This is a genomic window from Peribacillus sp. YIM B13472 (assembly GCF_042788005.1).
Lineage (GTDB): Bacteria > Bacillota > Bacilli > Bacillales > DSM-1321 > Peribacillus > Peribacillus simplex_E.
This window is the reverse complement of the sequence record NZ_JBHZPG010000005.1, coordinates 14,940-40,279: the sequence shown is the minus strand read 5'-3', so window position 1 is coordinate 40,279 and position 25,340 is coordinate 14,940. Positions and strand designations below refer to the sequence as shown.

Here is a 25,340-nt window from a genome sequence, read left to right as displayed (position 1 = left end):
TTTACTCACTCCAGTATTTTTTCTTCTGTATTCAATTCAATGACCTCTCCATCAAAAGCATTCACGAAGAGATCCGTTTCGTCATCAATGACCACCCACCATGTTGGCACAAGTAAATGTGACACAGATGTCGTCTGCAGCGAATTATAAAAGCCCAGTTTCACATTCGTGACTTTGCTTTTGGGATCAATATCACCATTCTGATACAATGCTCCAATAGCATTTAAAGCAGATACCAATTCTTTAGGTTTATTGAATTTTTTGATTCCCTCTAAATACATCTGTTCATAGGAAACGATTTCACCCTTCTTGTTCAGATATAAAGTGACCTTCCCCTTACTATTATTATAAAACATCTTTTTATCTGCCACTTGATAGCAGATGATGGTCTGGTTGATTTCATCATAGCTCCAAAAATGATACTCACTTCCATTTAAAATATACTCCTTCAGGAATATATCAAGGTCTGCAGCATTAATTTCCGCTTTCATGCCAACCGGTATCTTAAATGTACCTACAAGCTTATTATCATCGATAATTTTTGCTTTTTGATTCTTTAGGTGCTGTATATCTTTCTTCTCGAAATTCTTGCTTTGGGCAATCAGGAATTGATCCTTCAACTTTTGTTTCGGAAGTGGGGTTTCTATTGAAATCTCATCTTCTTTCAAAAGTTCATCCGTAAGGGGCTCCGTAAAGCTTTCTAATTGGGAGTCATTAATCTTTTCCAGGAATTGATAAAGAAGAAAAATATTCAAAATGAAGAAAACCATGATGAATATCGACTTTGTATTATTCCAATCCACTTTGATCGCCTCCTTCTTCAAAAGGCACAATAAACCATTTATCGCCTACACGATAATACCAAGTGGGATCGAGTGTAACTAGAGTTACAAGTTTGGAATCGAGGGATTTATTCAATCTATAACCAATCGAGATGTCCTCCACGCTTTTGAAATCGATATTATCTTTCGATTTCAACTGATTCAAGACTTCTCTGCCACTTTTTAAAGTCATTTCCGACCCTTCAGACGGAAGGACTGAGGCAAGTGAAAAGTACGGGCGGTCATAGCTATAAATTTCTTCTTTTCCCCAAATTTGCTCGATTTCTGTCATTCCGGATTCATTGAAGGCCGGATAACCATTTACGAATAAGCGGAATACCACTCGTTGTTCATTCTCTGACATATAGGCAAAGCGGTAATTGTTATCTTCCCAACCGTCATGATCATTGATGAAATTAATGCTTTTTTGCAAAAGGTCACTGGAATTGCCAAATAACTTGATCTTTTGTGCCGGATTGATATAAGAAATTAAGTAATTCTCTTTATTGACCGTCATAAGTCTTGTTCCATCCGTGTATTCCTCACCGACCGAAACGGGTTCCTGGCGTACGAACTTCGGATAAGTAAATAACGCATTTTTCAAGTTTCCAATATCCAAATAGTCAATATAATATTCAAGTCTGTTGATTTCCACTGGGTTTTCCGGGACGAACAGCGTCCTTTTGCTGTTTATCGTTTCGGCCGTGTATTCAGGGTGCTTATCGTATGAACCCCTATAAAATGAATCCATGAAATTCCTTAGTTTTTTAGAGTCGACCATCCCTTGATAAATCTTCTCTTGATCGTAGGAAACAAAATAAACGGCAGATTCATTACCACTGATATCCTTTTGTTTAATGATGATTCGATCGAATGAAAATCCAGGCACTTCCGTATCCGTTATTTTCAATACCGTTTTATAAAGAGCGATGGGTATATCATCGGCAAATTCTATTTCAATCGACCCATCTTCATGGACAAAATCGTCAAATTTCCTTTGCAGCCTTTTTACGGATACCTCTTTTATGCCGCTGAAACGCCATTGCAAAAATTCTTTTTCCATTTCATTTATTTCTACCGGATTGGAAGTCTGGAAATGCTGCCCATTGCCATGGAAAAGGATACTGACTGGTTTAATGACATCACTGACAATCTGGACATCGCTTTTAATCTTTATAAATTCCGACGATTGTTCAAATAGATCATATTCAGGCTCGTACGTCCAAATGCTCCATGTCAAAAAAATGCTTGTCCCAACCAAAATAATCAGTATGATACTTTTTGCACGTTCAAAATTCATGACCAATCATCCTCTTCTTCCTGTTCGTAAGGAAGTGTAAAGAACACAGTAGTTCCTTTTCCATCCACACTTTCCGCCCATATTTTCCCGCCATGCGCCACGACCATCTCTTTTGCGATCGCTAAACCAAGCCCTGTCCCGCCTAAGTTACGGGCCCTTGCTTTATCCACACGGTAGAAGCGGTCGAATATTTTATCAATGACGTTTTTCGGGATACCCACTCCTTGATCTGTAATGCTCACAATGATAAAGCCATCAGATGCCCTGACGCGGAAAGTCACTTGACCCCCTTCAGGTGAGTACTTTAATGAGTTGGAGATTACATTATAGAGAACCTGGGTGATTTTATCTTCATCAATATCCACAAAATAAGCTTCCTTCGGCAAATCACGTTTAAACGTGATGTCATCATTTTTCGTCATTTCAAAACGATCGATGATGTGGTCATAGAATTTATTGAAATTCACCCAGCCCGTTTTAAGCCTGTAATCTTTACTGTCCATTTTCGAAAGCTGTAACAGATCATTAACAAGCCTGATCATTCGCTCCGTTTCATTTTGGGTCACGCTTAAAAAGGATGGAGCGATTTCCTCGTCCTTCCATGCACCTTCAGCCAATGCCTCCAGGTAACTTCTCATCGTCGTTAACGGAGTTCGCAGTTCATGTGATACATTGGCAACAAACTCCCTGCGCTCGCTCTCGATTTTTTCCTGCTCTGTTATATCATGCAAAACAGTAATCAAACCATTGACGAATCCCGTTTCCTTTTGAATGACCGAAAAGTTCCCCCTCAAAACGAAAGGCCGATTTTTTTTGCTGTAATCAAGGATAATGGACTCTCGCTCTTCCAGTAAATCCTCGAATTTATATTCTTCTTCAAGACCCAAAACCTCAATGATCGGTTGGTTCATGACGGTTTCACTCGAGACATTCAATAATTGTGCCGCCGGTTCATTAATCAAGTTCACCCGACCGCGCCTGTCCGTTGAAATTACGCCATCGGTCATATTGGCAAGGACAGATGATAGCTTACGCCGCTCTCCTTCTGTGCTTGATTGCGACTCTTGAAGCTTTTTGGTCAAATTATTGAAAGTGACGGCAAGCTGGCCTATTTCATCATCGCCATATACCCTAACTTTTCTGGAGAAATTCCCTTTCGCCATCACCAGGGCCTGTTTTCTCATATCGGACATTGGCCTTGTGATCGTCCGTGCGAGCAGGATTCCCAAGATGGCCGTAATGGCCAAGGCTATGGCAGTACCCGTCATGAAGATACTATTGATTTCATCCATCTGCTCAAAGACATTTTCCATCTCTGCTATTACATAGACGGCGCCAATGACCTCCCCATTTGCTTCAATGGGTGTTGAAAGGACCCAGAGCCGCCTGCCTGTTTTCTGATCGCGAAATACATCACTATCTTCTTTTCCAAAAGTGAGCGTATTCTTAATAAGGACCTCTGTTGTCTTCTTCCCTACAATATCCTGGTTGCTTGGGGCTGAAGTCCCGATCACGCGTCTGCTGCGGGTGTCGATGACACGTACTTCCGAAATATCATTCGATGAATTATCCCGGTCTTTCAGTATCGTATCGATCGCTTCTTCGAGGGTCGGATCTTCCTCTCCCCTCTCTTTTTCCATTTCTTCACCAATGCTGTAGGTAAGCAGGTTAACGTGACCTTTTATTGATTTCGTAAAGTTCCCGACAAGATTTTCTTCCAATTCCCCAACAAAATACACCCCGATTATTTGCATTGCTACGAAAATGAGCAATACATAAATCAGAACAAATTTAAAATGGATTGAGCGAAAAAAACCAACCTTTTTCATAGAAACTACTCCTGTTCAGGGTTACGCAGGTAATAACCGACCCCTCTTCTAGTTACAATCCAGCCAGGATGACTTGGATTGTCTTCAATCTTCTCACGAAGACGTCTGACCGTTACATCGACCGTCCGTACATCACCAAAATAATCATAGCCCCACACGGTTTGTAATAAGTGCTCCCTTGTCATGACCTGACCGATGTGCTTCGCCAAGTAATGAAGCAACTCAAATTCTCGATGCGTTAATTCAATCGTTTCGCCCCGCTTGGATACCACATAGGCATCCGGATGGATAGTGAGCGTTCCTATCGTAATTTCCTTCGGTTCATTTTCTTGATCGGGAACCGGAACAGCTTGCTGACGTCTTAGGTTCGCCTTAACGCGGGCAATTATTTCCCGGGTACTAAATGGCTTTGTCACATAGTCGTCTGCACCAAGCTCCAACCCTAAGACCTTATCAATCTCTGAATCTTTTGCCGTTAACATGATGATCGGCGTTTCATACTTCTTCCTTACTTCCCTGCAAACTTCCATGCCATCACGCTGCGGTAGCATGATATCAAGTAAAATCAAATCGGGTTGCCGTTCTTCTACCATTTTGAGGGCTTCATTGCCATCGTAAGCACAAAAAACTTCATATCCTTCTTTTTTCAGATTGAATTGTAATATATCAGCAATTGGCTTTTCGTCATCCACTACCAGAATCTTTTTATCCATGTACTTATCTCCTTTTTTAATAACTGAACTGAATCTATTAAAAAACGTGTCCTTATCCGGGACCTTATTCACTTTTCCTTCTGCTTGCACAACGCCGGCAACCGAGTTTTAGCAAAGTTACATATATATACCCATTAAAAGGGGCTGAACACCGGAATGAAAGCAAATTGTCTCTATTCTACTTTATCATTTTATAGGCATTAAATCACCTTTTTCCTATTATTCTCATCTATGTATGAAGCAAAGAAGTCTTCGAATAATTTTCGAAGACTTCCATCGATTACTGGCTTATATAGTTTAGCGGATTAACGAGAGACCCGTTTTTATATATTTCAAAGTGGAGGTGGACACCCGTCGAGTTACCTGTTGAACCCATCATGCCAATTTTCATGCCTTTTTCAATCTTTTGTCCTGCTTGTACATCTATTGAATCCAAATGGGCATATACTGTCTTATACCCGTTATTATGATTGATCGTTATCTTATTTCCATATCCTCCGGAGTTTCCGGCAGTTTCGATTATCCCATGATCTGCTGCCGTTATCGTCCTGGTGGCTGGCCGGGCAATATCTATACCTTTATGCAGTTTCCCCCAGCGCTGACCCTGCTTACTGGAAATATAGCCCCCATCTGCAGGCCAGGAATATGTACCGCTGCCCTGTGAAGGAATGACCTTGGTGCCTTTTCTGGTGATTTCTGTTTTGGCTTTTTCCGTGACTTCTTTTTTTGCGATCTTTTCACTGATTTTCTTTCCGTTTGTTTCGGATACATTATAGGTGGACGCAAGAATCCCCTCATTCCCTATTTGTTCAGTAATTAGCTCGCCCTTAGGAAGTTCGTCATCCTCCTTCACTTTCTTTTCAAAAGGAATCCTCTCTTCCTTAAATACTTCTCTTTCTACCATTACGTTCACATAGGGGGTACGCTGGGTCACATAGAGACGCTCGCCCTCTTTAACACCTTTGTTCTCATCCTGTCCCGGATTTAGCTCCAGCAGTTGATCCAGGTCCATATCATGGCTAGTGGCAATGGCTTCAAGATCATCATCTTCCTTAGCTTCATAGATCGTCGTTTCTTCCTTTCCTTTTTCTATCATGGAAAGGGTTTTATCGACGCTCTTGATTTCGTCTGGATATACCATTGTCTCTTTAAACGTAACGGGAAGTGAAAATTCGATGTCCAGAATTCTACTTCCTGGCTCTTTTAACGGATCCGCATCTTTTTCACTTTCCTTTTTACCTGATTCATATTCAGCGTATTCCTTATCATTCACATATAATAAAGTGATTTTCTCCAAAACGTCCTCGGCATCTTCCTTTGACGCAACATAAGCGACCGCCTGATTATCTATGTCGATTTCATAAGCCTCTGCCTTCACATTCAACTGATCTTGAATTCCCTTAACAGCCTGATCCTCTTTTACCTCTTCATCGAATACCTTCTCAGGTACAAACGTCAGCTGTGTCTCCTTATCGAATGTAAAGTCTGGATAATCTTCCTGTGCTTCTTCTACCTTATCGGCTACGATCTTTTCGATTTCCGTTTCATCCGTCACACTTCCGACGAACTCATCGTTAAAATAAACATGCTGAATAGTTGTAGTTTCCGATATCCCAGCAGCAGTTACCCGATTTCCTGCAAGCATTAAAATGACGGAAACCATCAACAGGATGATCCCCTTGCCTTTTGAGCTAAACATATATTGTCCTCCTTAACGGCTCAGTCACCAATTAAGAAACTAATCAATTTTATTTTGAGATTTATTAGTCCAATTTAAATATCCACATGCTTATGACTGATTTCTATAATGATTTTTATCACTCATAACTCTACCATATTGAGAAAAAAAACAAGAAACAGACTTCATAATGTAATGGAACTGTATAAATCGTGACAACATGTACCAATAAATATAGTAATGGGGAAAGTTCAATAAACTGCAGAAAAAGGAGTGGGCCTAGGCCCAGTAAGGTTAAAAGCGAGTAATTAGCCAAATTGGTCTAAATTGGTATGTTACAAATCGTTAACAATCTATTAACAAGATTTCATTCAAAATACATTTGGACGCAAAACAAAAAAACGCCCTAAAGGAAAGGCGTTTATAAAAGGATGGCTCAGGACGGAATCGAACCGCCGACACAAGGATTTTCAGTCCTTTGCTCTACCGACTGAGCTACTGAGCCAAATATTCTATTTTAGAAAAAAATAAAATGGCGGTCCCGACGGGAATCGAACCCGCGATCTCCTGCGTGACAGGCAGGCATGTTAACCGCTACACCACGGGACCAGTAAAGCATTTATATAAAGAAGTGACCCATACGGGATTCGAACCCGTGTTACCGCCGTGAAAGGGCGGTGTCTTAACCGCTTGACCAATGGGCCGGAAAAAATGGTGAGCCATGAAGGATTCGAACCTTCGACCCTCTGATTAAAAGTCAGATGCTCTACCAACTGAGCTAATGGCTCGTTCTAATGAAATGTTCGTTTTCAGGATGTTAACTTAACATCCGTATCTTGTTAACGGCTTGTTCTATTGTGACGACGCTTTTTATAATATCATGGATAATATAGTTTAGGCAATAGTTTTTTTGAAATAAAATTATTTTTTCATTTTCCAACAGTTTGGATCTTAATAACGAAAGAAGAGCCGGCAAAAAAGCCAGCTCCTTTTTCATGAATTACGCTAGACGCCAAGGGCTTCTCACGACATTAGTTTGGTTACGGTCAGGACCGACAGAGAAAGTGGTCAAAGGAATGCCTACCAATTGAGATACGCGCTCTACATAGTGGCGAGCGTTCTCTGGAAGCTCATCCAATGATTTGCAGCCTGTGATGTCTTCTGACCAGCCTGGAAGCTCTTCATAGACTGGTTTACATTCGCCGATCGCTTTCAAAGTCGCTGGAACCTCATGAATGATCTCGCCTTTGTAATCATAAGCCACACAAATTTTGACTGTATCAAGACCTGATAATACGTCAATTGAGTTCAATGATAAATCGGTAATCCCGCTGACACGGCGAGCATGGCGAACGACAACGGCGTCAAACCAGCCTACACGGCGCGGTCTGCCTGTAGTTGTACCATATTCACGGCCAATTTCCCGGATTTGGTTGCCGACTTCATCATGTAATTCTGTTGGGAATGGACCATCGCCCACACGGCTTGTATATGCTTTACATACTCCAACCACATGGTTGATTTTCGTAGGACCTACACCAGAACCGATTGTAACTCCACCTGCAACTGGGTTAGATGAAGTGACAAATGGGTATGTTCCTTGATCGATATCAAGCATAACACCTTGTGCCCCTTCGAATAATACCCGTTTTCCTTCATCAAGTGCGTCATTCAATACAACGGATGTATCACAAACATATTTCTGCACTTGTTGTCCGTACTCATAGTATTCTTCCAGGATATCTTCGATTTTGAAACCTTCCGTTTCATAGAAACGTTCAAACATACGGTTTTTTTCGACAAGATTTTGAGACAATTTTTCCTCGAAAATTTCACGGTCCAAAAGGTCTGCCATGCGGATTCCGTTACGAGCAGCTTTGTCCATATATGCAGGGCCGATTCCCTTTTTAGTCGTTCCAATTTTGTTGGCGCCTTTACGGTCTTCTTCAACTTCATCCAATTTGATATGGTAAGGAAGAATGACATGTGCACGGTTTGAGATACGAAGATTATCCGTACTCACCCCATGGCTATGTAAATAAGCAAGCTCCTCTACAAGAGCTTTTGGATCAACCACCATACCATTTCCAATGACACAAATCTTATCACTATAAAAAATCCCTGACGGAATTAAATGCAGTTTATAGGTAACGCCGTTAAATTTTATTGTATGCCCTGCATTATTCCCACCTTGATAACGAGCGATGGCTTCCGCATTCTGGGATAGAAAATCTGTTATTTTACCTTTACCTTCGTCTCCCCATTGTGTACCGACTACTACAACTGATGACATCTGAATAAAGCACCTCCAAAGGTTCACGTAATACCGATCATTAACCGGTTCTTATCAAACAAACCTATTTTATCAATAATCCAAACTGGAAGTCAATACAAAATCCGAACAATACACTTTTTAAAAAATTCTTTGTTCGTAAATATGAGAATTTCTTTCCGTTTTTTTTGGATTGTCAAACATTATTGTACCCTCTGATTTCTTTTTCTATTATCATATGGGCCTTTCTTTTTCCCGAAACAGAGAAAGCCCGCCATTGCAAGAATGGCAGGCAGTTTTCTATGCGCCGGGAGACATCGAATCATCATCGAAGCGGCGTTCAAGGTTAACGAATTTATTATATTCTTTCACGAATGCAAGCGAAACCGTGCCTACAGGACCATTACGCTGTTTCGCTATAATGATTTCGATGATATTTTTATTCTCGGATTCTTTATCATAATAATCATCACGGTATAAGAATGCGACGATATCGGCATCTTGCTCGATACTCCCGGATTCCCTGATATCAGACATCATCGGACGCTTATCCTGACGCTGCTCCACTCCCCGCGATAGCTGGGAAAGGGCGATGACGGGCACTTTAAGTTCACGAGCGAGCGCTTTAAGTGAACGTGAAATCTCGGATACCTCTTGCTGACGGTTGTCGCCTGAACGACCATCGCCTTGAATTAACTGCAGGTAATCGATTAATATCATGCCAAGGCCATGTTCCTGCTTCAAACGACGGCATTTTGAACGGATTTCACCAATCCTCACACCTGGCGTATCATCGATATAAATGCCGGCATTCGACAAGCTTCCCATCGCCATCGTCAGTTTACGCCAATCCTCATCAGTTAAGGAACCTGTCCGTAAATTCTGAGCGTTGATATTTCCCTCAGCACAGAGCATACGCATAACGAGCTGCTCTGCACCCATTTCAAGACTGAAAATCGCTACATTCTCCTCCGTTTTGGTCGCAACGTTTTGAGCGATATTCAATGCAAAAGCGGTTTTACCAACCGAAGGACGGGCACCCACTATGATGAGGTCATTACGTTGGAACCCTGCTGTCATTCGATCCAGTTCAGCAAACCCTGTCGGTATTCCCGTGACATCCCCTTTACGGGTAGTCAAAACTTCTATGTTATCGTACGTCGCAACCAATACATCTTTAATATTTTGAAAAGACCCGGAATTTTTACGCTGGGCCACTTCCATGATCGTTTTTTCTGCTTCCCCGAGCAGCTCCTCGACCTCGTCCTCGCGACTGTAGCCTTCCTGAGCGATGTTGGTAGCTGTCCTGATCAAACGACGCAGCAATGACTTCTCCTCGACGATGCGGGCATAATATTCAATATTGGCCGCGGTAGGCACCGATCCGGCCAATTCACTTAAATAAGAAACACCGCCAACTTCTTCAAGGTTTTTTGTCGCAGCCAGTTCCTCTGTCACCGTAATCAAATCGACAGCTTTTCCTTCGTCATTCAATTTAAGCATCACATTAAAAATCTTTTGATGAGAGCTTCTGTAAAAATCCTCCGGAATCAAAACTTCCGATGTAACGGTCAATGAAGAGGGCTCTAGAAAAATGGCTCCCAGTACAGCCTGTTCGGCTTCTATATTTTGAGGGGGAATCCTATCCTGAAATTGTTCTATCATATCTTAAAACCTCCCATTCTAAGAGGATACCTTTTATATGTTTCTAGTAAAAAAGAAAAAAGTGAAAGGACAACTTGCCCAATCACAATTTTCGTCTATCTCTATTTTATCAATTTTTCACAGATATGAAACAGCTAAAATTAGTTAATTTCTTTCACATGCACAGTCAGTGTCGCAGTGACTTCAGGATGAAGCTTGACTGGAAGCTTTGTATGCCCTAAAGTGCGGATGCCGTCAGCAAGCTCCATTTTACGTTTATCAACCTTGATACCGTGTTTTTTCTGAAGCTCTGATGCAATTTGTTTAGTCGTGATGGAACCGAATAAACGCCCGCCCTCACCGGCTTTGGCAGATAGTTCAACCGTTAATTTCTCCAGCTGCACTTTCAATTCTTCAGCATGCTGCAGCTCTTCTGCTGCAAGTGATTCTTCTTTATTTTTCTGGGCTTCCAATGTTTTTACATTTGTATTATTTGCTTCAACGGCCAATCCTTGTTTTAGCAGGAAATTATGTGCATAACCATCTGCAACGTTTTTAACTTCCCCTTTTTTCCCTTTACCTTTAACGTCTTTAAGAAATATTACTTTCATTCTTTTTGTCCCCCTTCTAAATATTCATCAATAGCTACCTTTAATCGACTTTCGGCTTCATCAATGGAGCATACCTGTTGAGTGGCTGCATTTGTTAAATGTCCGCCTCCATTCAACATTTCCATGATCACCTGTACATTGATATCACCAAGAGAACGCGCGCTTATGCCAACTGTATCATCAGATCGCTTAGCCATTACGAAAGAAGCCGCAACGCCATCCATGGTCAATAGGGTGTCCGCAGCTTGAGCGATGAGCACCTGATTATGAACTTGATCGGTTTTTGCAGAGGCAATGGCAATTCCCTTTTTATAAAAGATGACTTCCTCAATGAGCTTCGAACGTTTGATATAGGTGTCCACATCTTCTTTTAAGAATTTCTGGACAAGTACCGTGTCAGCTCCATGCGCCCTTAGATAAGAGGCTGCATCGAAAGTGCGTGAACCCGTTCTTAAGGTGAAGCTTTTCGTATCGACGATGATACCCGCAAGAAGCGCCGTTGACTCCAACATATCAATCTTTGAGCGTTTCGGCTGATATTCAAGCAGTTCGGTTACAAGCTCTGCTGTTGAAGATGCATATGGCTCCATATAGACGAGCAATGAGTTCTTGATGAACTCCTCACCCCGGCGATGATGGTCGATGACTACAACCTTATCGATCCTATTCAATAACCGCTCTTCAATCACCATGGAAGGTTTATGTGTATCGACCACAACCAGCAAGGTCTCATCCGTAATCATTTCAAATGCATCATCAGGTGTTATGAACCGGGAATACAGCTCTTCTTTATTTTTGATCTCTTCCATTAAACGAAGGACACTGCTATCGAGCTGCTGGGTGTTAATGACAATATAGCCTTCACGTTCATTCATTTGGGCAACTTTCAAGATGCCGATCGCTGAACCAATTGCGTCCATATCCGGGTTTTTATGGCCCATGACAATGACTTTATCGCTATCAAGGACTATATCCTTCAATGCATGGGAAATCACACGGGCACGGACCCTCGTGCGTTTTTCCATCGGATTCGTTTTGCCGCCATAGAATTTCACTTTTCCATTCGCTTGCTTTATCGCTACCTGGTCACCGCCACGTCCTAAAGCGAGATCCAAGCTGGACTGTGCAAGCGTACCTAGTTCCGGCAAGGATGACACGGCCGTGCCGACCCCGATGCTCAGGGTCAATGGTACATTTTGCTTGGCCGTCGTTTCCCTGATTTCATCCAAAATCGAGAATTTGCCCTTCTCAAGCTGATGAAGGATATGCTCATTGAAGACAGCGATAAATCGTTCCGAGGAAACCCGTTTAAAGAAAACACCATTATCCCTTGCCCATTTATCAAGAAGTGAGGTAACCAAGCTATTAATGCTGCTTTTACGCTGATCATCCATCCCCTGTGTCAAATCATCATAATTATCAAGAAGAATGATCGCAATTGCCGTCCGCTCATCTTCATATAATTTCTCAATTTCCACTTGCTCCGTCACATCAAAAAAGTAAAGAAGCCTTTCTTCACGCTTATGGACCACCTTGAATTTCCGATCATGGAGCGTAAGCGTCTCAGTCTCGATCTCTTGCTTGATTAACGGTACTATCGAGTCCGCAACATCGTATAGCGATCTTCCTGCCAAGGAGTCTTCACTAAAACAAGAAGCCAGGAATGGATTGGTCCATTCAATGTAATAATCCTCATTAAAGAGCATGATCCCAATCGGCATTTCCAATAACGCTTCCTCGCCCACCTTCTTTAAACGATAGGATAAAGTCGTTATATACTCTTCTGTCTTTCGTTGCTTTTTTTCTACCATTCTTAATGTTAAATAAAATAAACCAGCAAGAATCAATAGTCCAACAAGTGCAATAACCCAATTATAATAAGCCAGTACGCCCAAAAGTAAAACGACTGCGGCCAGCACCCCATACAATGGGGACTTAATCGAGTATTCTTTCAAATAAGATGGCATAGTTTCAGCTCCTAAAAGCATCTGTTTTACAAAAAGTCTTCTATTCCTTTTTCTTGATTGTCTCCCTAAAAGGAAAGCCTAAATCTATTATACCTAAAAATCGAACGGCCGTCGTAATAATCGGAATCGGCAGCAGCAAAGAAAAAACCACGATTAAAACGGGTATGGCCTTAGCCCATGACTTAACATGAGCGATGTAGAATATCAGGGAATATCCTTGTAATAAAATGAAGAACTGCAGGATGAAAAATAGGTTCGTTATGGCCATATATACAAAACTGTTCTTGTCCGTATTCACAAAAAGAGCAAGAAGCATCGTAATTAAATAATACCATAAAAGGCTTTTCGGGAGTCGCAGATCTCGAAAATGAGGCCATTTTAACGCCTTATCACTGAATCTCTTCACAATGGGATGCGCAGCAAAGAAAATCAATAAAACCATGATGACGGACATCAAGACAAATAAACTTGGTATCAGCGTGTTCAGCATATCGATTGATTCATACATCCGCTTTTTGACTTGTTCCGTCGGTGCCTGTCCAAACGAATCCATGATGCCGATTGTATTTTCGAGGGAACCCTCAGCCATGTTCATCGATTCTTCTATGTAATTAACATCCGTTATCAATACTGAAGCTGCATATATTAATAAAATGCCTCCCAGGAAGACAAGGACTGCGCTAATGAACATAGGTGCCATCGGTTTGTCCTTTTTCAAAAAATAGCCGATCGCAATTCCCGTTGCCCCCATGAGCAAAGTCAGCGGAACAGACAATATCGTCCCGATGAGGATCGACAATAATGAAGCTACAAATAAGTAACCAAGGCTCCACGATAACTTTTGTTTGATTGTGACCAGTATGAATGGAATGGGTAAAAAGAAAGTAGTGAAAATGCCCAATAGTGGGACTTGGATGGTGATGAACAATAAAATGCAATATAGTGCCAGTAGGGCTCCTCCCTCGGCAATTCGTCTCCCGCTATTCATCCTTTTTCACCCCCTGTTATTATTGATGTCTTTTCTCCATCTTTATATTGTATCCGTTACGGCCAGGATATTTCAAACATCACATTCTTTTTTAGGATATGATTATTTTTTCTAAGGAAAACGTCCGGATAACTTCCTTTTGAAATAAAAAAACCGCAATTCGCGGTTTTTAGGCATATGTGACAACTTATAAAAAAGGCACATTAAGGATAACTCCTCAATGTGCCAATTTATTATTCACCAGATACATATGGTAGTAATGCCATAGTACGTGAGCGTTTAATAGCAATCGTTAATTTACGTTGATATTTAGCGCTTGTGCCAGTTACACGACGTGGTAAAATTTTACCGCGTTCTGAGACGAATTTTTTAAGAAGATCTACATCTTTGTAATCAATTTTAGTGATTCCGTTAGATGTGAAATAACAAACCTTTTTACGCTTACCGCGTCCTTTACGTCCACCCATTGCCATGATAAATTTCCCTCCCTGCATTTTAAATTTTCATTTTAAACGGCTGTTTAAAATGGAAGATCGTCATCTGAAATGTCGATTGTTTTACCGTCATTTGCAAATGGATCATCATCTACACGAGTGTAGTTGTTATTGCTCCGTTGATTCTGATTAGGATTTTGTCCATACGAACTGTTGTCATTTCCGTTATTATTGCCATAACTTTTTTGACCCCCACCGTAAGAACCGCCTTCATTTCTTTCACCCGCTGAACTGCTTCGTGGTTCAAGGAATTGAACGCTCTCAGCCAGAATCTCCGTCACATATACGCGTTTGCCGTCTTGTCCTTCATAATTACGTGTTTGGACACGTCCATCCACGCCAGCTAAACTGCCCTTTTTCAAGAAGTTAGCTACATTTTCTGCCGGTTTACGCCAAACTACACAGTTAATGAAATCCGCTTCACGTTCACCCTGCTGATTCGTAAAACTACGGTTCACAGCTAAAGTAAAGGTAGCTACGGGAACTCCATTAGGTGTATATCGTAATTCAGGATCTTTAGTTAAGCGTCCTACCAAAACTACGCGATTCATCATCAGAATCAACCCCTAGGTTTCAAGCTTGTTTCTATGAAACAAGATTAGAATTTATATTAAATATCGAATTAAACTTCTTCTCTAGTAGCCATGTGGCGAATAATGTCTTCACTGATTTTAGCAAGACGATCGAATTCTTGAATCGCAGCACTTTCAGCGTTAACTTTAAGAAGCATGTAGTAACCATCACGGAAATCATTGATTTCGTATGCAAGACGGCGTTTACCCCATTCTTTTGCTTCTACTTCCGCACCATTATCAGAAAGGATTGTGTTGAAACGTTCAACTAAAGCTTTTTTAGCTTCTTCCTCAATGTTTGGACGGATGATATACATAATTTCGTATTTTCTCATCACTGTCACCTCCTTTTGGTCTAAGCGGCCCAATTGGGCAAGGAGCAATTATTTATAATTACTCACAAGATAAAATTATAGCATAGTTAAAGAGGCTTTGCAACGGACTGATCGACTTATTACAATTAATTGTAATCTAATGATTTAAGTCTCAAAAAAAAGACCCTACATGGAGAATGGTAGGGTCTTTGAATCTTAAACGTTAAAACGGAAATGGATAACATCGCCATCGTTAACGATGTATTCTTTTCCTTCCAAACGGACTTTACCCGCTTCTTTTGCAGCACCATGGCTGCCCGCTTCAAGTAAATCGGTATAAGAAACCGTTTCGGCACGGATGAAACCACGTTCGAAATCCGTGTGAATGACGCCGGCACATTGAGGGGCTTTCATTCCTTTACGGAATGTCCAAGCACGCACTTCCTGTACACCAGCTGTAAAGTATGTTGCCAATCCAAGCAGATTATAAGAAGCACGGATCAACTGATCAAGACCTGACTCCTCGATTCCAAGTTCAGATAGGAACATTTCCTTTTCTTCACCTTCAAGCTCTGCAATTTCTTCTTCGATTTTGGCACAAATCACGATTACTTCGGCATTTTCCTTAGCAGCATATTCACGAACTTGCTGTACATATTCATTATCATCAGCATTCGCCACTTCATCTTCGCTCACGTTCGCCACGTAAAGCGTCGGCTTCGCTGTAAGTAAATGCATGCCCTTCACGATTTTTTGCTGCTCTTCGGTAAACTCGACGGAACGTGCAGGCTTTTCATCTTCCAATGCTTCTTTTAAAGCTACAAGGATTTCATGTTCTGCCACAGCGGCTTTATCCTTTTGCTTGGCCATTTTTCCGACACGGTCGATGCGTTTGACAACAGATTCCAAATCGGCAAGGATCAATTCAAGGTTGATGACTTCGATATCATCGATTGGATTCACTTTTCCGGAAACATGCGTGATGTTATCGTCTGCAAAACAACGGACGACTTGACAAATTGCATCCACTTGACGGATATGGGAAAGGAATTTATTACCCAATCCTTCTCCTTTACTTGCTCCTTTTACAATCCCGGCGATATCCGTGAATTCAAATGCTGTCGGAACCGTCTTTTTCGGTTTTACCAATTCAGTCAATTTTTGCAGACGGTGATCTGGCACTTCCACGATCCCGACATTTGGATCGATCGTGCAGAAAGGATAGTTGGCAGATTCCGCACCTGCCTGAGTAATTGCATTAAATAAAGTGGATTTACCTACGTTAGGCAAACCGACTATACCAGCTGTTAAAGCCATTTATATTTCACTCCTTCAAGATGATTCGTACATATGGGAAAAGAACTGATCTTCTATAAAGACCCTCCAATTACCTAAACCTTTCCCAATTATAGATTTCGCTTCCTAAAAAGACAAGTAAATCATGATAAACGCAGGACTACTTTCACTCCAAAAAAAAAAGCATGATCACTCCTCATGCTTTTGCAGAACTTTTTTCATTTTCTTCGCGAATTCACGTCGAGGCAGCATCACGCTATGGCCGCACCCTTCACATTTTATCCGGATATCCATACCGAGCCGTATAATTCTCCACTTATTCACTCCACAGGGATGCGGTTTCTTCATTTCCACAATATCCTTAAGTGCAAATTCCTTTTCTTCCATAACCATGAGCCCCCTAATTCCTATGACTCGCTGCCATTGTACGTAGATTTAATCCCACTTGAATCAAGCGCAGCACTCATTTCATTTCTTAATATCCTACTGATTTCAATGTGATGCATCGGCTTTGTTTCCGCTTTAATCCGAAAGACGATTTCTTCAGGACTAATTTTTTCAATTCCCAAAAATTCAGGTGTTTTGATCAATGCATCGTATTTGCCTTCCATACTGTTTAAAAGGTCCACCAGCACCTTCTCAGCACGCTCGACCGATCCATCGTTAGGTATGGTCACATCAACAACAGCCATACTATTTAAAATGGAATAATTCGTGACCTGGATGATGCTGCCGTTGGGTATGAAGTGCAATTCACCTGCACCGCTTTTAATTTTCGTTGTACGAAGCCCGATTTCAATGACTTCCCCTTCAAAATTATTGATTTTAATATAATCCCCAACCGAGAAATGATCTTCAAAAATAACGAAAAATCCTGTAATTATATCCTTGACCAAACTTTGAGCACCAAACCCAATGGCCAAACCGAGAACACCGGCACCAGCGAGTAATGGCATTACTTCAAGTCCGAAAATTTCCAGAATCATCATTAAGGCAATGAAATTGATGACATAGGTAATGATATTTTCGAGCAATTTAATGAGTGTCGCTTCCCTGCGCTCCGATACCCGAATGGGACTCCTTAAACGTGCTTTGAAAAATTTATTCAGAATAGTCTTTCCTATTGTAATAATAATACGCGATAACAACAGAACAAGGAAGATTTTAATAATCCCCTCGCCCATCAGCAGCCATATCTTTTCATCCAATATCTCTTTTGTAACGTTATCATAAATGCGTTCCATATTTTCCTCCTGCCTAATGCAATTAACTGCAAATCTTTTATATCGTCTATATGATTTTTTCCCATATAGACGATTCCTCTACCCTTCATGCATCGAGATAACCATGAAGTAGAGCGATTTTCTCTATTTTATCAATAAATAATGGTTTCTGTACAAAAAAAATTTGGGTATATAGATAAAAGAATTAGAAGTTTTTTCCCAAATATTAAAGTAATTATTTACTAGAAAGTATAAATGAAAACAATTGGTAGAGGATAACGTCGATTCATATCCCCTTCACCTGTTTGCATGTTCTACAAAAAATTCCCTCATCCATAATGTTAAATACCGTATATTTTCCTATTTTTATCCGTATACTGTAATACCAAATAAAGTAAAGGAGTTGAGCCGATGAATCTGAATTCTAGTCTATTTAATAATAATAAAAATAGATTAAGTCGCATCCTGCATGAAGATACGGATGCAGCCAAACAAATTTCCCAGGAATTAATCAACCTCCTACCAACCGGAAAGCTCCAACCAATCGTCATCGTCTGCATAGGCACGGACCGTTCCACAGGCGATTCACTCGGACCACTTGTCGGCACTCTGCTTAGTGAAAAAGCTGAAAACGTTTCTTCTTCATTCCATGTTTATGGTACTCTGGATGACCCTATACATGCGATGAATTTACAGGAAAAATTAAATGAAATCAAAAAGATGCATGCCAATCCCTTTATCGTCGGAATCGATGCTTGCTTAGGGAAAATGAAAAGCGTCGGCATCGTTCAAATCGGCCAGGGCCCAGTGAAGCCAGGGGCTGGGGTCAATAAAGATCTTCCATCCGTCGGAAATGCCCATATTACAGGAATCGTGAATGTAAGTGGATTCATGGAGTTCATGGTCTTGCAGAACACGCGTCTTAATCTTGTGCTAAAAATGGCCAAAACCATTGCCGAGGGGATTTATGAAGCACAAAATCATTATCCAATAAAACCTTCCATCACTCCTTTCACATGGTCATTCAAGCAAGAAAAAACCCTTTGATCGTTTTTTGCTTATCATAAAAAAAGAAGGAAGAGGCCAACCCCTTCCTTCTTTTTTTATACATAATACATGAAAGTAACCAGAATGGCGGTGATCATTATGCCCGGAAGCAGATTTGCCACCCTTATTTTTGTCAGACCGATAATATTCAAACCAATCGCCAAAATCATGACTCCCCCAGTTGCCGTCATTTCCAGTATGAAGGAATCCATTAAAGCAGTTGGGATCATCGTATTGATCTGCCTTGAAAAAATCGCTATGAACCCCTCATAAAGAATGACCGGAAATGCTGAAAAAAGCACACCTATGCCAAGCGTACTGGCAAGGACCAATGCCGTAAAGCCATCGATGATCGCTTTTGTTATCAAAACGTCATGATCATTCCGGATACCGCTATCCAGGGCACCGATGATGGCCATCGCTCCAATGCCAAATATGAGAGTAGCCGTTACAAACCCCTGAGATATCGAAATTCCTTCCTTCGCTTTCATCCTGCGTTCAAGCCAATTGCCTAAAGAATTTAGCCTGACCTCAAGATTCATCCATTCACCGAGGACAGCCCCTCCTACAATACTTAAAATGACAACAAGGAAATTATCGCTTTTAAAGCCCATCTGCAAACCTAAGACCATGACGGCCAAACCAATACCGCTCATGACCGTTTCTTTTATCTTTTCAGGTATATGTTGTAAAAACCTTCCTAAAATCGAACCGATTAAAATGCAGGCACCATTCACCAAAGCCCCTAATAATACCATCTCATCCACCTAATTTTCTGCATATGTCGTCACGATCTTTTCATAAAGGGGATCTAAGAGGATAGGTTCTCTTGATCGATCAAGTTCAAAATTCTCTCTAAATCTTCTTTTGAAAAGAATTCTATTTCTATTTTTCCTTTTTTCTTGCTTTGTTTTATCGTTACGCTCGTTCCTAGTCTTTCACGCAGACTTGTCTCCCGTTGCTTTATGAAGATATCCTTTTTTTCCTGTTTCTTAGGTTTAGTTTCACGTGAAACGGTATCATTCAATTGATGTATATATTGCTCTAGCTGTCTGACATTCATTCCTTCTTTGAGGATTTTATCCGCTACCGGCTTAAGCATCTCTTTTTTCTTTAAACCTAGCAATGCCCGGCCATGCCCCATGGAAATTTCCCCGTCCGAGATATATCTCCTAATCCCTTCAGGCAAAGATAGCAATCTAACATGGTTTGCTATATGGGGTCGGCTTTTCCCCAGCCGATTGGCCAACTGCTCCTGGGTGAATTCCAATTTTTCAAGAAGCGTTTGATAAGCGACAGCCTCCTCGATCGGATTCAAATCTTCCCGTTGCAGGTTTTCCAAAATCGCCAGTTCCATCATCTGCTGTTCGCTCAATTTCCTCACAACGACCGGAACTGTCTTTAAACCAGCTTCCTTGGCAGCACGATAACGCCTTTCCCCAGCCACGATTTCATATCCCTTAATGCTTTCCCGGGCAATAATCGGCTGTAATATCCCGTGTTCCATGATGGATTGCTTTAATTCCTCTATAGCTTCAAGCCGAAAGCTCTTTCGGGGCTGATAAGGATTTGGCCTTAATTCCCTTAATTTGATTTCTCGCACGATTTCATCTTTACTGATCTCCCCACTGTTGAAAAGTGCGTTAAGTCCTTTGCCAAGTCCTTTAGCCATTTGATACCACTTCCTTTGCCAGTTCTAGATAGACCTCCGCCCCTCGTGACTTTGGATCATATATAATTATCGGTTCTCCATGGCTCGGTGCTTCACTCAAACGGACATTGCGGGGAATGATGGTTTGATAGACTTTATCCTGAAAGTATTTTTTGACTTCTTCTATGACCTGGAGACCTAGATTCGTTCTTGCATCCAACATCGTCAATAGCACACCCTCGATTTTCAAATCATGGTTCAAATGCTTTTGGACGAGGCGGACCGTATTCAATAGTTGACTCAAACCCTCCAATGCATAATATTCACATTGTACCGGAATCAAAACTGCATCGGCGGCCGTTAAAGCATTAAGCGTAAGCAAACCCAATGATGGAGGGCAGTCAATCACAATGTAATCGTATTGTCCCTGCACCTCTTCTAACGCCCTTTTTAATCGGACTTCCCTTGAGATGGTTGGAACAAGTTCAATTTCCGCACCTGCAAGTTGAATTGTCGCAGGTATGGCATATAGGTTTTCTACCTTTGTTTCCATGATGACAGTACTGGCCTCGATATCATCAACCAATACATCATAAATACATTGTTCCACATCTGCTTTATCAATACCTGCACCGCTTGTCGCATTTCCCTGCGGGTCAATATCGACCATTAAGACTTTCTGTCCTATGTATGCAAGACAAGCACTTAGACTGACAGAAGTTGTCGTTTTTCCAACACCGCCCTTTTGATTGGCAATGGCGAGAATCTTACCCACGAATTCACCCGCTTTCAACTATCTTCATCACGCTTTTATCTATTGACTTTTACCGTAAATCCATTTATTTCTTTCTATTTTATCATGAATGTTACTGGAAGAAATCGTTTTCTGAAATTCCTCTTAAAATTTGAAATATATCTAAAAGCATTAAAAATCCAGGAAAAGTTGAATGTTTTTAAGGTGGAAATACCAGTTTTGGCGCGAAAATAAAAAAAGCTTGGTAATCGGAGACTACCAAGCGGGTAAGGATAGGGAATCAAGTTTTTTTCTTGGGTATTTTAATCGTGAACTGATAATACTCCTCGAATTCTTCTTCCTCTGCATCCAAGTTTATTCCATTGTCTGTAACCATATTGAGTGATTGGCGTATGGTATTCACGGCAATCCTCATGTCTTTACTAAACGCTTTTCGCTTAGGTTTCGGCTTCTGCACAGTACCCGTCAAGAGCTTGACGACCTGCTCTTCGGTCTGTTTGACGTTTAACCCTTTTTCGATGATTTCCAAAAGCAGTTTAAGCTGCTTTTCAGGACTCTTCAACGGTATCAACGAGCGGGCATGGCGTTCCGTAATTTGCTTTTGAAGAAGTGCATCCTGAACCTCCTGGGGCAGCTTAAGCAGCCGAAGCTTATTCGCCACGGTAGATTGACCTATTCCCAGTCTTTGTGCCAGAGCTTCTTGTGTTAAACTATGCAGCTCCAATAGTTTTCCATAAGCCAAAGCTTCTTCAATCGGTGTCAGTTCTTCACGCTGAAGGTTTTCTATCAGCGCAACGGAAGCCGTTTCTGTATCGGTGAAATCTTTGATTATAGCGGGTGCCAATTCCCAGCCAAGCTTTTGCATGGCTCGAAAACGACGCTCACCTGCAATGATTTCATACTTTCCCTGACCATAAGCCCTTACAACAATTGGTTGAATGATCCCATGTGTATGGATCGTTTGAGCCAATTCGGCAATTTTATCGTCATTAAAAACGGTCCTTGGTTGAAATCGATTAGGCACAATATCAGAAATGGAAATTTTTCTTATCTCTTCATTATTATTGCTAGGTGTCTCCATCTCTAGTTGCTCTTCTTCCTTTTCGCCAAACCCAAAGAACCGCGAAAAAGGATGCTTCATCTTCCTACACCACCTTTTAAAACTCCCAAATAACATATTCTCTATTTAAAGGACAAGTCCTGCATACATTTCCCGACATGGTTATACATATGGCCCTTCACTGTAAAAATCATGTCGACTGGCGCCATCAAGGCAATAATGAGGAATGGACGGCCAGTTATTATAAATATCGGCCGGCTTGCCCAAAATTATTTCCCTGAATCAGCAAGCTAAGGGCACAAGTTTTGACATGTACCGAAAATGCCTTCTTGTTGGCAAATGCAGTATTGAGTGAAAATAATAAGGTCATACATTTATAGTAAAAGAAAATAAGGGCAAGCACCAGCCATATATATCTGAATCATCTACGCTTACTATGAAAACTTACTCATCGTACAGAGATTATTCAATAGGCTGCTTATTCGGTGTCCCTGGTTTCCTCGGGTATTTTTTAGGAGTCTTCTTCACTTTTTTTACAGTAATGATGTTTCTTTCACTATTTTCCTCTGGCAATGTGAAAGGATGAATTTCTTCAATTTTTCCGCCTAACGTAAAAATGGCCTTCTTCCCTGTGTCCATTTCATCTTGTGCACTAGCCGCTTTCATGGCAATGAACGTCCCATCCAGTTTAACGAGCGGCAAACATAGTTCACTTAAAACGGACATCCTGGCTACTGCCCTTGCCATGACAATATCATAGGATTCGCGATGCTCCTGTTTTTGGGCGAAGGTTTCCGCCCGGTCATGATAGAAGGAAACTCCCTTTAATTGCAGGGAATCCGCAAGGTGATTCAAAAAAGAAATTCGCTTATTCAAGGAATCCACAATCGAGACGTGGATATCAGGGAAACAAATCTTCAATGGAATACTCGGAAATCCAGCTCCAGCCCCAACATCGCAAATTCGATATGATTTGTTAAAGTCAAAATAGAAGGCTGCACTGATTGAATCATAAAAATGCTTAAGATAAACTTCTTCTTTATCAGTGATGGCTGTTAAGTTCATCTTTTCGTTCCATTCCACCAATAATCGATAATAAGTGTCAAACTGATCAAGCTGTTGAGGAGAAAGCTCGATCCCTTTCCCCAACAGTGCTTGTTGGAACTGTTCAATATTCATGTCTTTTCAATCCTTTTCGGGTATTTCCATTACTGAGATACTCTGGCAATCTTTCCTTGTTCCAAATAAACAAGCAAAATGGAAACATCAGCGGGATTCACACCGGAAATTCTTGAAGCCTGAGCTACTGATAGCGGGTGGACCTGCTTTAATTTTTGACGTGCTTCCGTTGCAAGACCAGAAATTGCATCATAATCGATATTCTCTGGAATCTTTTTATTCTCCATTTTTTTCAGGCGATCGACTTGCTGCAAGGATTTTTCGATATATCCTTCATACTTGATCTGGATTTCGACCTGTTCCGTCACTTCATCGCTCAGTTCGGCATCACTTGGCGCCAACTTCTGAATATGGGAATAATCCATTTCAGGCCGTTTCAATAAATCGGAGGCCCGGATTCCATCCTTTAACTCACTGCCGCCACTTGCAGTAATGACTTCTTGTACCTCTTTGGTCGGTTTGATGAAGTTTGATTTCAGTCGTTCCTTTTCCATTTCAACCGCTTCTTTTTTCATAAGGAATCGATTGTAGCGTTCTTCTTTGATCATTCCGATATTGAATCCAATTTCGGTTAAGCGTAAATCAGCATTATCATGACGCAATAATAAACGATATTCTGCACGTGAAGTCAGCAATCGGTATGGCTCATTCGTGCCTTTCGTTACAAGGTCATCAATGAGAACTCCAATATAGGCATCCGAACGGCTTAAAATCAGTTCTTCTTTACCCAATGCATTCAATCCTGCATTAATACCGGCCATCAATCCTTGTCCTGCAGCTTCCTCGTAGCCGGATGTCCCGTTAATTTGGCCAGCAGTATAAAGATTTTTGATTTTCTTCGTTTCAAGTGTAGGCCATAGCTGTGTAGGAACGATAGCATCATATTCAATTGCATATCCAGCGCGCATCATTTCCGCCTTTTCAAGTCCAGGAATTGTTTGCAGGATTTTCACTTGTACATCTTCAGGCAAACTTGTAGATAAACCTTGCACATAAACTTCCTTTGTATTGCGACCTTCAGGTTCAAGGAATATTTGATGCCTTGGTTTATCATTAAAACGTACGACTTTATCTTCAATCGATGGACAGTAACGCGGCCCAGTTCCTTTAATCATTCCGGAATACATTGGTGAACGGTGTAGATTCTCATCAATGAGCTGATGTGTCCCCTCATTCGTGTACGTTAACCAGCATGGCAACTGATCCGTTATGAACTTTGTCGTTTCATAAGAAAATGCACGCGGCACTTCATCGCCAGGCTGAATTTCCGTTTTGCTGTAATCTATGGAAGAGCTATTCACGCGTGGCGGCGTTCCTGTTTTAAAACGGACCAAATCAAATCCTAACTGCTCTAAATGTTCAGAAAGCCTGATGGAAGGCTGCTGATTATTAGGGCCGCTTGAATATTTCAGTTCCCCTAAAATGATTTCACCGCGTAAATATGTTCCAGTAGTGATTACGATAGTTTTCGCACGGTACACTGCGCCTGTTTTAGTGATGACACCTGTGCATACGTCGTTTTCAACAATTAATTCCTCTACCATTCCTTGAATCAATGTTAAATTTTCTTGGTCTTCTATCGTCTTTTTCATTTCTTGTTGATAGAGAAATTTATCTGCCTGCGCCCGCAATGCACGAACAGCCGGACCTTTGGCCGTATTTAGCATCCTCATTTGAATATGGGTCTTGTCGATATTTTTTCCCATTTCTCCGCCTAAAGCGTCAATTTCCCTAACGACTATCCCTTTTGCCGGCCCACCAACGGATGGATTGCATGGCATGAAGGCGACCATATCCAAGTTAATGGTGATCATCAACGTTTTAGCTCCGACTCTTGCGGCTGCAAGGCCTGCCTCACTGCCAGCATGACCGGCACCAATAACAATGACATCATAGCTACCTGCTTCGTACTGCATATCCTTTTCCT

Annotated in this window: 23 protein-coding genes and 4 tRNA genes; 1 reads left to right on the top strand and 26 read right to left on the bottom strand. The window is 41.2% G+C overall.

The genetic code is table 11. From position 1 onward, the window contains the following. Window positions 1–5 precede the first annotated feature (5 nt). The 20 genes from ACFX4I_RS05610 to ACFX4I_RS05515 all read right to left on the bottom strand — a co-directional run bounded on the left by ACFX4I_RS05610 (window position 6) and on the right by ACFX4I_RS05515 (window position 17,743). A complete protein-coding gene (locus ACFX4I_RS05610) occupies window positions 6–803 on the bottom strand; it encodes a two-component system regulatory protein YycI (RefSeq protein WP_230300216.1) in 798 nt (265 codons plus the stop codon). Then, window positions 790–2,121, bottom strand: coding sequence for a YycH family regulatory protein (locus tag ACFX4I_RS05605; protein ID WP_377419574.1), 1,332 nt, complete (start codon window positions 2,119–2,121; stop codon window positions 790–792). Before ACFX4I_RS05605 ends, ACFX4I_RS05610 begins: the two co-directional genes overlap by 14 nt. Beyond that, window positions 2,118–3,950: a cell wall metabolism sensor histidine kinase WalK gene (gene walK / locus ACFX4I_RS05600; RefSeq protein WP_377419572.1), complete on the bottom strand. Its 1,833-nt coding sequence runs from the start codon at window positions 3,948–3,950 to the stop codon at window positions 2,118–2,120. Before walK ends, ACFX4I_RS05605 begins: the two co-directional genes overlap by 4 nt. Before the next feature lie 5 nt (window positions 3,951–3,955). Further along, the gene (gene yycF / locus ACFX4I_RS05595; protein ID WP_230300213.1) at window positions 3,956–4,663 is read right to left on the bottom strand and encodes a response regulator YycF; all 708 of its coding nucleotides are present in this window, start codon (window positions 4,661–4,663) and stop codon (window positions 3,956–3,958) included. 280 nt (window positions 4,664–4,943) lie between these two features. Continuing rightward, window positions 4,944–6,362, bottom strand: a complete 1,419-nt coding sequence (locus ACFX4I_RS05590) for a peptidoglycan DD-metalloendopeptidase family protein (protein WP_377419570.1) — start codon at window positions 6,360–6,362, stop codon at window positions 4,944–4,946. A 411-nt stretch (window positions 6,363–6,773) separates the two neighbouring features. After that, window positions 6,774–6,846 (bottom strand) — tRNA-Phe (locus tag ACFX4I_RS05585). A gap of 28 nt (window positions 6,847–6,874) precedes the next feature. Beyond that, window positions 6,875–6,950: transfer RNA gene (locus ACFX4I_RS05580), tRNA-Asp, on the bottom strand. Window positions 6,951–6,973: 23 nt separating this feature from the next. Further along, a tRNA-Glu gene (locus tag ACFX4I_RS05575) sits at window positions 6,974–7,045 on the bottom strand. Between the two features lie 8 nt (window positions 7,046–7,053). Then, window positions 7,054–7,129: transfer RNA gene (locus ACFX4I_RS05570), tRNA-Lys, on the bottom strand. A gap of 212 nt (window positions 7,130–7,341) precedes the next feature. Continuing rightward, a complete protein-coding gene (locus ACFX4I_RS05565) occupies window positions 7,342–8,634 on the bottom strand; it encodes an adenylosuccinate synthase (RefSeq protein WP_076368493.1) in 1,293 nt (430 codons plus the stop codon). A 279-nt stretch (window positions 8,635–8,913) separates the two neighbouring features. Next, window positions 8,914–10,278 (bottom strand): replicative DNA helicase, encoded by a 1,365-nt coding sequence (gene dnaB, locus ACFX4I_RS05560; protein WP_063234298.1) that lies wholly within the window; start codon window positions 10,276–10,278, stop codon window positions 8,914–8,916. 140 nt (window positions 10,279–10,418) lie between these two features. After that, entirely contained in the window at window positions 10,419–10,868 is a 450-nt protein-coding gene (rplI, locus tag ACFX4I_RS05555; protein ID WP_230300211.1) for a 50S ribosomal protein L9, read from the bottom strand. Further along, the gene (locus ACFX4I_RS05550) at window positions 10,865–12,835 is read right to left on the bottom strand and encodes a DHH family phosphoesterase (RefSeq protein ID WP_230300210.1); all 1,971 of its coding nucleotides are present in this window, start codon (window positions 12,833–12,835) and stop codon (window positions 10,865–10,867) included. The genes rplI and ACFX4I_RS05550 overlap by 4 nt, the downstream gene beginning before the upstream one ends. A gap of 40 nt (window positions 12,836–12,875) precedes the next feature. Then, window positions 12,876–13,823 (bottom strand): YybS family protein, encoded by a 948-nt coding sequence (locus tag ACFX4I_RS05545; protein ID WP_377419568.1) that lies wholly within the window; start codon window positions 13,821–13,823, stop codon window positions 12,876–12,878. A gap of 233 nt (window positions 13,824–14,056) precedes the next feature. Beyond that, window positions 14,057–14,296 carry a 30S ribosomal protein S18 gene (rpsR, locus tag ACFX4I_RS05540; protein WP_034316147.1) on the bottom strand — a complete coding sequence of 80 codons (240 nt, stop codon included), beginning with the start codon at window positions 14,294–14,296 and terminating at the stop codon, window positions 14,057–14,059. A 47-nt stretch (window positions 14,297–14,343) separates the two neighbouring features. Next, window positions 14,344–14,871 (bottom strand): single-stranded DNA-binding protein, encoded by a 528-nt coding sequence (gene ssb / locus ACFX4I_RS05535; RefSeq protein ID WP_377419566.1) that lies wholly within the window; start codon window positions 14,869–14,871, stop codon window positions 14,344–14,346. A 68-nt stretch (window positions 14,872–14,939) separates the two neighbouring features. Further along, window positions 14,940–15,224, bottom strand: coding sequence for a 30S ribosomal protein S6 (gene rpsF / locus ACFX4I_RS05530; protein WP_034316153.1), 285 nt, complete (start codon window positions 15,222–15,224; stop codon window positions 14,940–14,942). 195 nt (window positions 15,225–15,419) lie between these two features. Continuing rightward, window positions 15,420–16,520, bottom strand: coding sequence for a redox-regulated ATPase YchF (gene ychF / locus ACFX4I_RS05525; protein WP_034316156.1), 1,101 nt, complete (start codon window positions 16,518–16,520; stop codon window positions 15,420–15,422). A 168-nt stretch (window positions 16,521–16,688) separates the two neighbouring features. Further along, a complete protein-coding gene (locus ACFX4I_RS05520; protein WP_034316158.1) occupies window positions 16,689–16,886 on the bottom strand; it encodes a DUF951 domain-containing protein in 198 nt (65 codons plus the stop codon). A gap of 20 nt (window positions 16,887–16,906) precedes the next feature. After that, complete coding sequence (locus tag ACFX4I_RS05515) at window positions 16,907–17,743, bottom strand: mechanosensitive ion channel family protein (protein ID WP_230300208.1); 837 nt, start codon at window positions 17,741–17,743, stop codon at window positions 16,907–16,909. Between the two features lie 390 nt (window positions 17,744–18,133). Here ACFX4I_RS05515 and yyaC point away from each other — a divergent pair, with 390 nt between their 5' ends. Beyond that, a complete protein-coding gene (gene yyaC / locus ACFX4I_RS05510) occupies window positions 18,134–18,769 on the top strand; it encodes a spore protease YyaC (RefSeq protein WP_230300207.1) in 636 nt (211 codons plus the stop codon). A gap of 56 nt (window positions 18,770–18,825) precedes the next feature. On the opposite strand, the gene ACFX4I_RS05505 is transcribed toward yyaC, so the two are convergent. The 6 genes from ACFX4I_RS05505 to mnmG all read right to left on the bottom strand — a co-directional run bounded on the left by ACFX4I_RS05505 (window position 18,826) and on the right by mnmG (window position 25,329). Then, window positions 18,826–19,527, bottom strand: coding sequence for a DUF554 domain-containing protein (locus tag ACFX4I_RS05505; RefSeq protein WP_377419564.1), 702 nt, complete (start codon window positions 19,525–19,527; stop codon window positions 18,826–18,828). A 53-nt stretch (window positions 19,528–19,580) separates the two neighbouring features. Further along, window positions 19,581–20,441, bottom strand: coding sequence for a ParB/RepB/Spo0J family partition protein (locus tag ACFX4I_RS05500; RefSeq protein ID WP_230300206.1), 861 nt, complete (start codon window positions 20,439–20,441; stop codon window positions 19,581–19,583). Further along, window positions 20,434–21,195 carry a ParA family protein gene (locus tag ACFX4I_RS05495; RefSeq protein WP_230300205.1) on the bottom strand — a complete coding sequence of 254 codons (762 nt, stop codon included), beginning with the start codon at window positions 21,193–21,195 and terminating at the stop codon, window positions 20,434–20,436. The genes ACFX4I_RS05500 and ACFX4I_RS05495 overlap by 8 nt, the downstream gene beginning before the upstream one ends. Window positions 21,196–21,454: 259 nt before the next feature. Then, on the bottom strand, window positions 21,455–22,315 hold the full coding sequence (noc, locus tag ACFX4I_RS05490; protein ID WP_076368506.1) for a nucleoid occlusion protein: 861 nt from the start codon (window positions 22,313–22,315) through the stop codon (window positions 21,455–21,457). Between the two features lie 381 nt (window positions 22,316–22,696). Next, window positions 22,697–23,413, bottom strand: coding sequence for a 16S rRNA (guanine(527)-N(7))-methyltransferase RsmG (gene rsmG, locus ACFX4I_RS05485; RefSeq protein ID WP_309519577.1), 717 nt, complete (start codon window positions 23,411–23,413; stop codon window positions 22,697–22,699). A gap of 29 nt (window positions 23,414–23,442) precedes the next feature. Beyond that, on the bottom strand, window positions 23,443–25,329 hold the full coding sequence (gene mnmG / locus ACFX4I_RS05480; protein ID WP_377419561.1) for a tRNA uridine-5-carboxymethylaminomethyl(34) synthesis enzyme MnmG: 1,887 nt from the start codon (window positions 25,327–25,329) through the stop codon (window positions 23,443–23,445). Window positions 25,330–25,340: the final 11 nt, after the last annotated feature.

What these genes read in the sequence shown, in the direction of transcription:
- ACFX4I_RS05605 (WP_377419574.1), bottom strand. Translation starts at nt 2,121, where the DNA reads ATGAATTTTGAACGTGCAAAAAGTATCATACTGATTATTTTGGTTGGG.
- walK (WP_377419572.1), bottom strand. Translation starts at nt 3,950, where the DNA reads ATGAAAAAGGTTGGTTTTTTTCGCTCAATCCATTTTAAATTTGTTCTG.
- yycF (WP_230300213.1), bottom strand. Translation starts at nt 4,663, where the DNA reads ATGGATAAAAAGATTCTGGTAGTGGATGACGAAAAGCCAATTGCTGAT.
- ACFX4I_RS05590 (WP_377419570.1), bottom strand. Translation starts at nt 6,362, where the DNA reads ATGTTTAGCTCAAAAGGCAAGGGGATCATCCTGTTGATGGTTTCCGTC.
- ACFX4I_RS05565 (WP_076368493.1), bottom strand. Translation starts at nt 8,634, where the DNA reads ATGTCATCAGTTGTAGTAGTCGGTACACAATGGGGAGACGAAGGTAAA.
- dnaB (WP_063234298.1), bottom strand. Translation starts at nt 10,278, where the DNA reads ATGATAGAACAATTTCAGGATAGGATTCCCCCTCAAAATATAGAAGCC.
- rplI (WP_230300211.1), bottom strand. Translation starts at nt 10,868, where the DNA reads ATGAAAGTAATATTTCTTAAAGACGTTAAAGGTAAAGGGAAAAAAGGG.
- ACFX4I_RS05550 (WP_230300210.1), bottom strand. Translation starts at nt 12,835, where the DNA reads ATGCCATCTTATTTGAAAGAATACTCGATTAAGTCCCCATTGTATGGG.
- ACFX4I_RS05545 (WP_377419568.1), bottom strand. Translation starts at nt 13,823, where the DNA reads ATGAATAGCGGGAGACGAATTGCCGAGGGAGGAGCCCTACTGGCACTA.
- rpsR (WP_034316147.1), bottom strand. Translation starts at nt 14,296, where the DNA reads ATGGCAATGGGTGGACGTAAAGGACGCGGTAAGCGTAAAAAGGTTTGT.
- ssb (WP_377419566.1), bottom strand. Translation starts at nt 14,871, where the DNA reads ATGATGAATCGCGTAGTTTTGGTAGGACGCTTAACTAAAGATCCTGAA.
- rpsF (WP_034316153.1), bottom strand. Translation starts at nt 15,224, where the DNA reads ATGAGAAAATACGAAATTATGTATATCATCCGTCCAAACATTGAGGAA.
- ychF (WP_034316156.1), bottom strand. Translation starts at nt 16,520, where the DNA reads ATGGCTTTAACAGCTGGTATAGTCGGTTTGCCTAACGTAGGTAAATCC.
- ACFX4I_RS05520 (WP_034316158.1), bottom strand. Translation starts at nt 16,886, where the DNA reads ATGGAAGAAAAGGAATTTGCACTTAAGGATATTGTGGAAATGAAGAAA.
- ACFX4I_RS05515 (WP_230300208.1), bottom strand. Translation starts at nt 17,743, where the DNA reads ATGGAACGCATTTATGATAACGTTACAAAAGAGATATTGGATGAAAAG.
- yyaC (WP_230300207.1), top strand. Translation starts at nt 18,134, where the DNA reads ATGAATCTGAATTCTAGTCTATTTAATAATAATAAAAATAGATTAAGT.
- ACFX4I_RS05505 (WP_377419564.1), bottom strand. Translation starts at nt 19,527, where the DNA reads ATGGTATTATTAGGGGCTTTGGTGAATGGTGCCTGCATTTTAATCGGT.
- ACFX4I_RS05500 (WP_230300206.1), bottom strand. Translation starts at nt 20,441, where the DNA reads ATGGCTAAAGGACTTGGCAAAGGACTTAACGCACTTTTCAACAGTGGG.
- noc (WP_076368506.1), bottom strand. Translation starts at nt 22,315, where the DNA reads ATGAAGCATCCTTTTTCGCGGTTCTTTGGGTTTGGCGAAAAGGAAGAA.
- rsmG (WP_309519577.1), bottom strand. Translation starts at nt 23,413, where the DNA reads ATGAATATTGAACAGTTCCAACAAGCACTGTTGGGGAAAGGGATCGAG.
- mnmG (WP_377419561.1), bottom strand. Translation starts at nt 25,329, where the DNA reads ATGCAGTACGAAGCAGGTAGCTATGATGTCATTGTTATTGGTGCCGGT.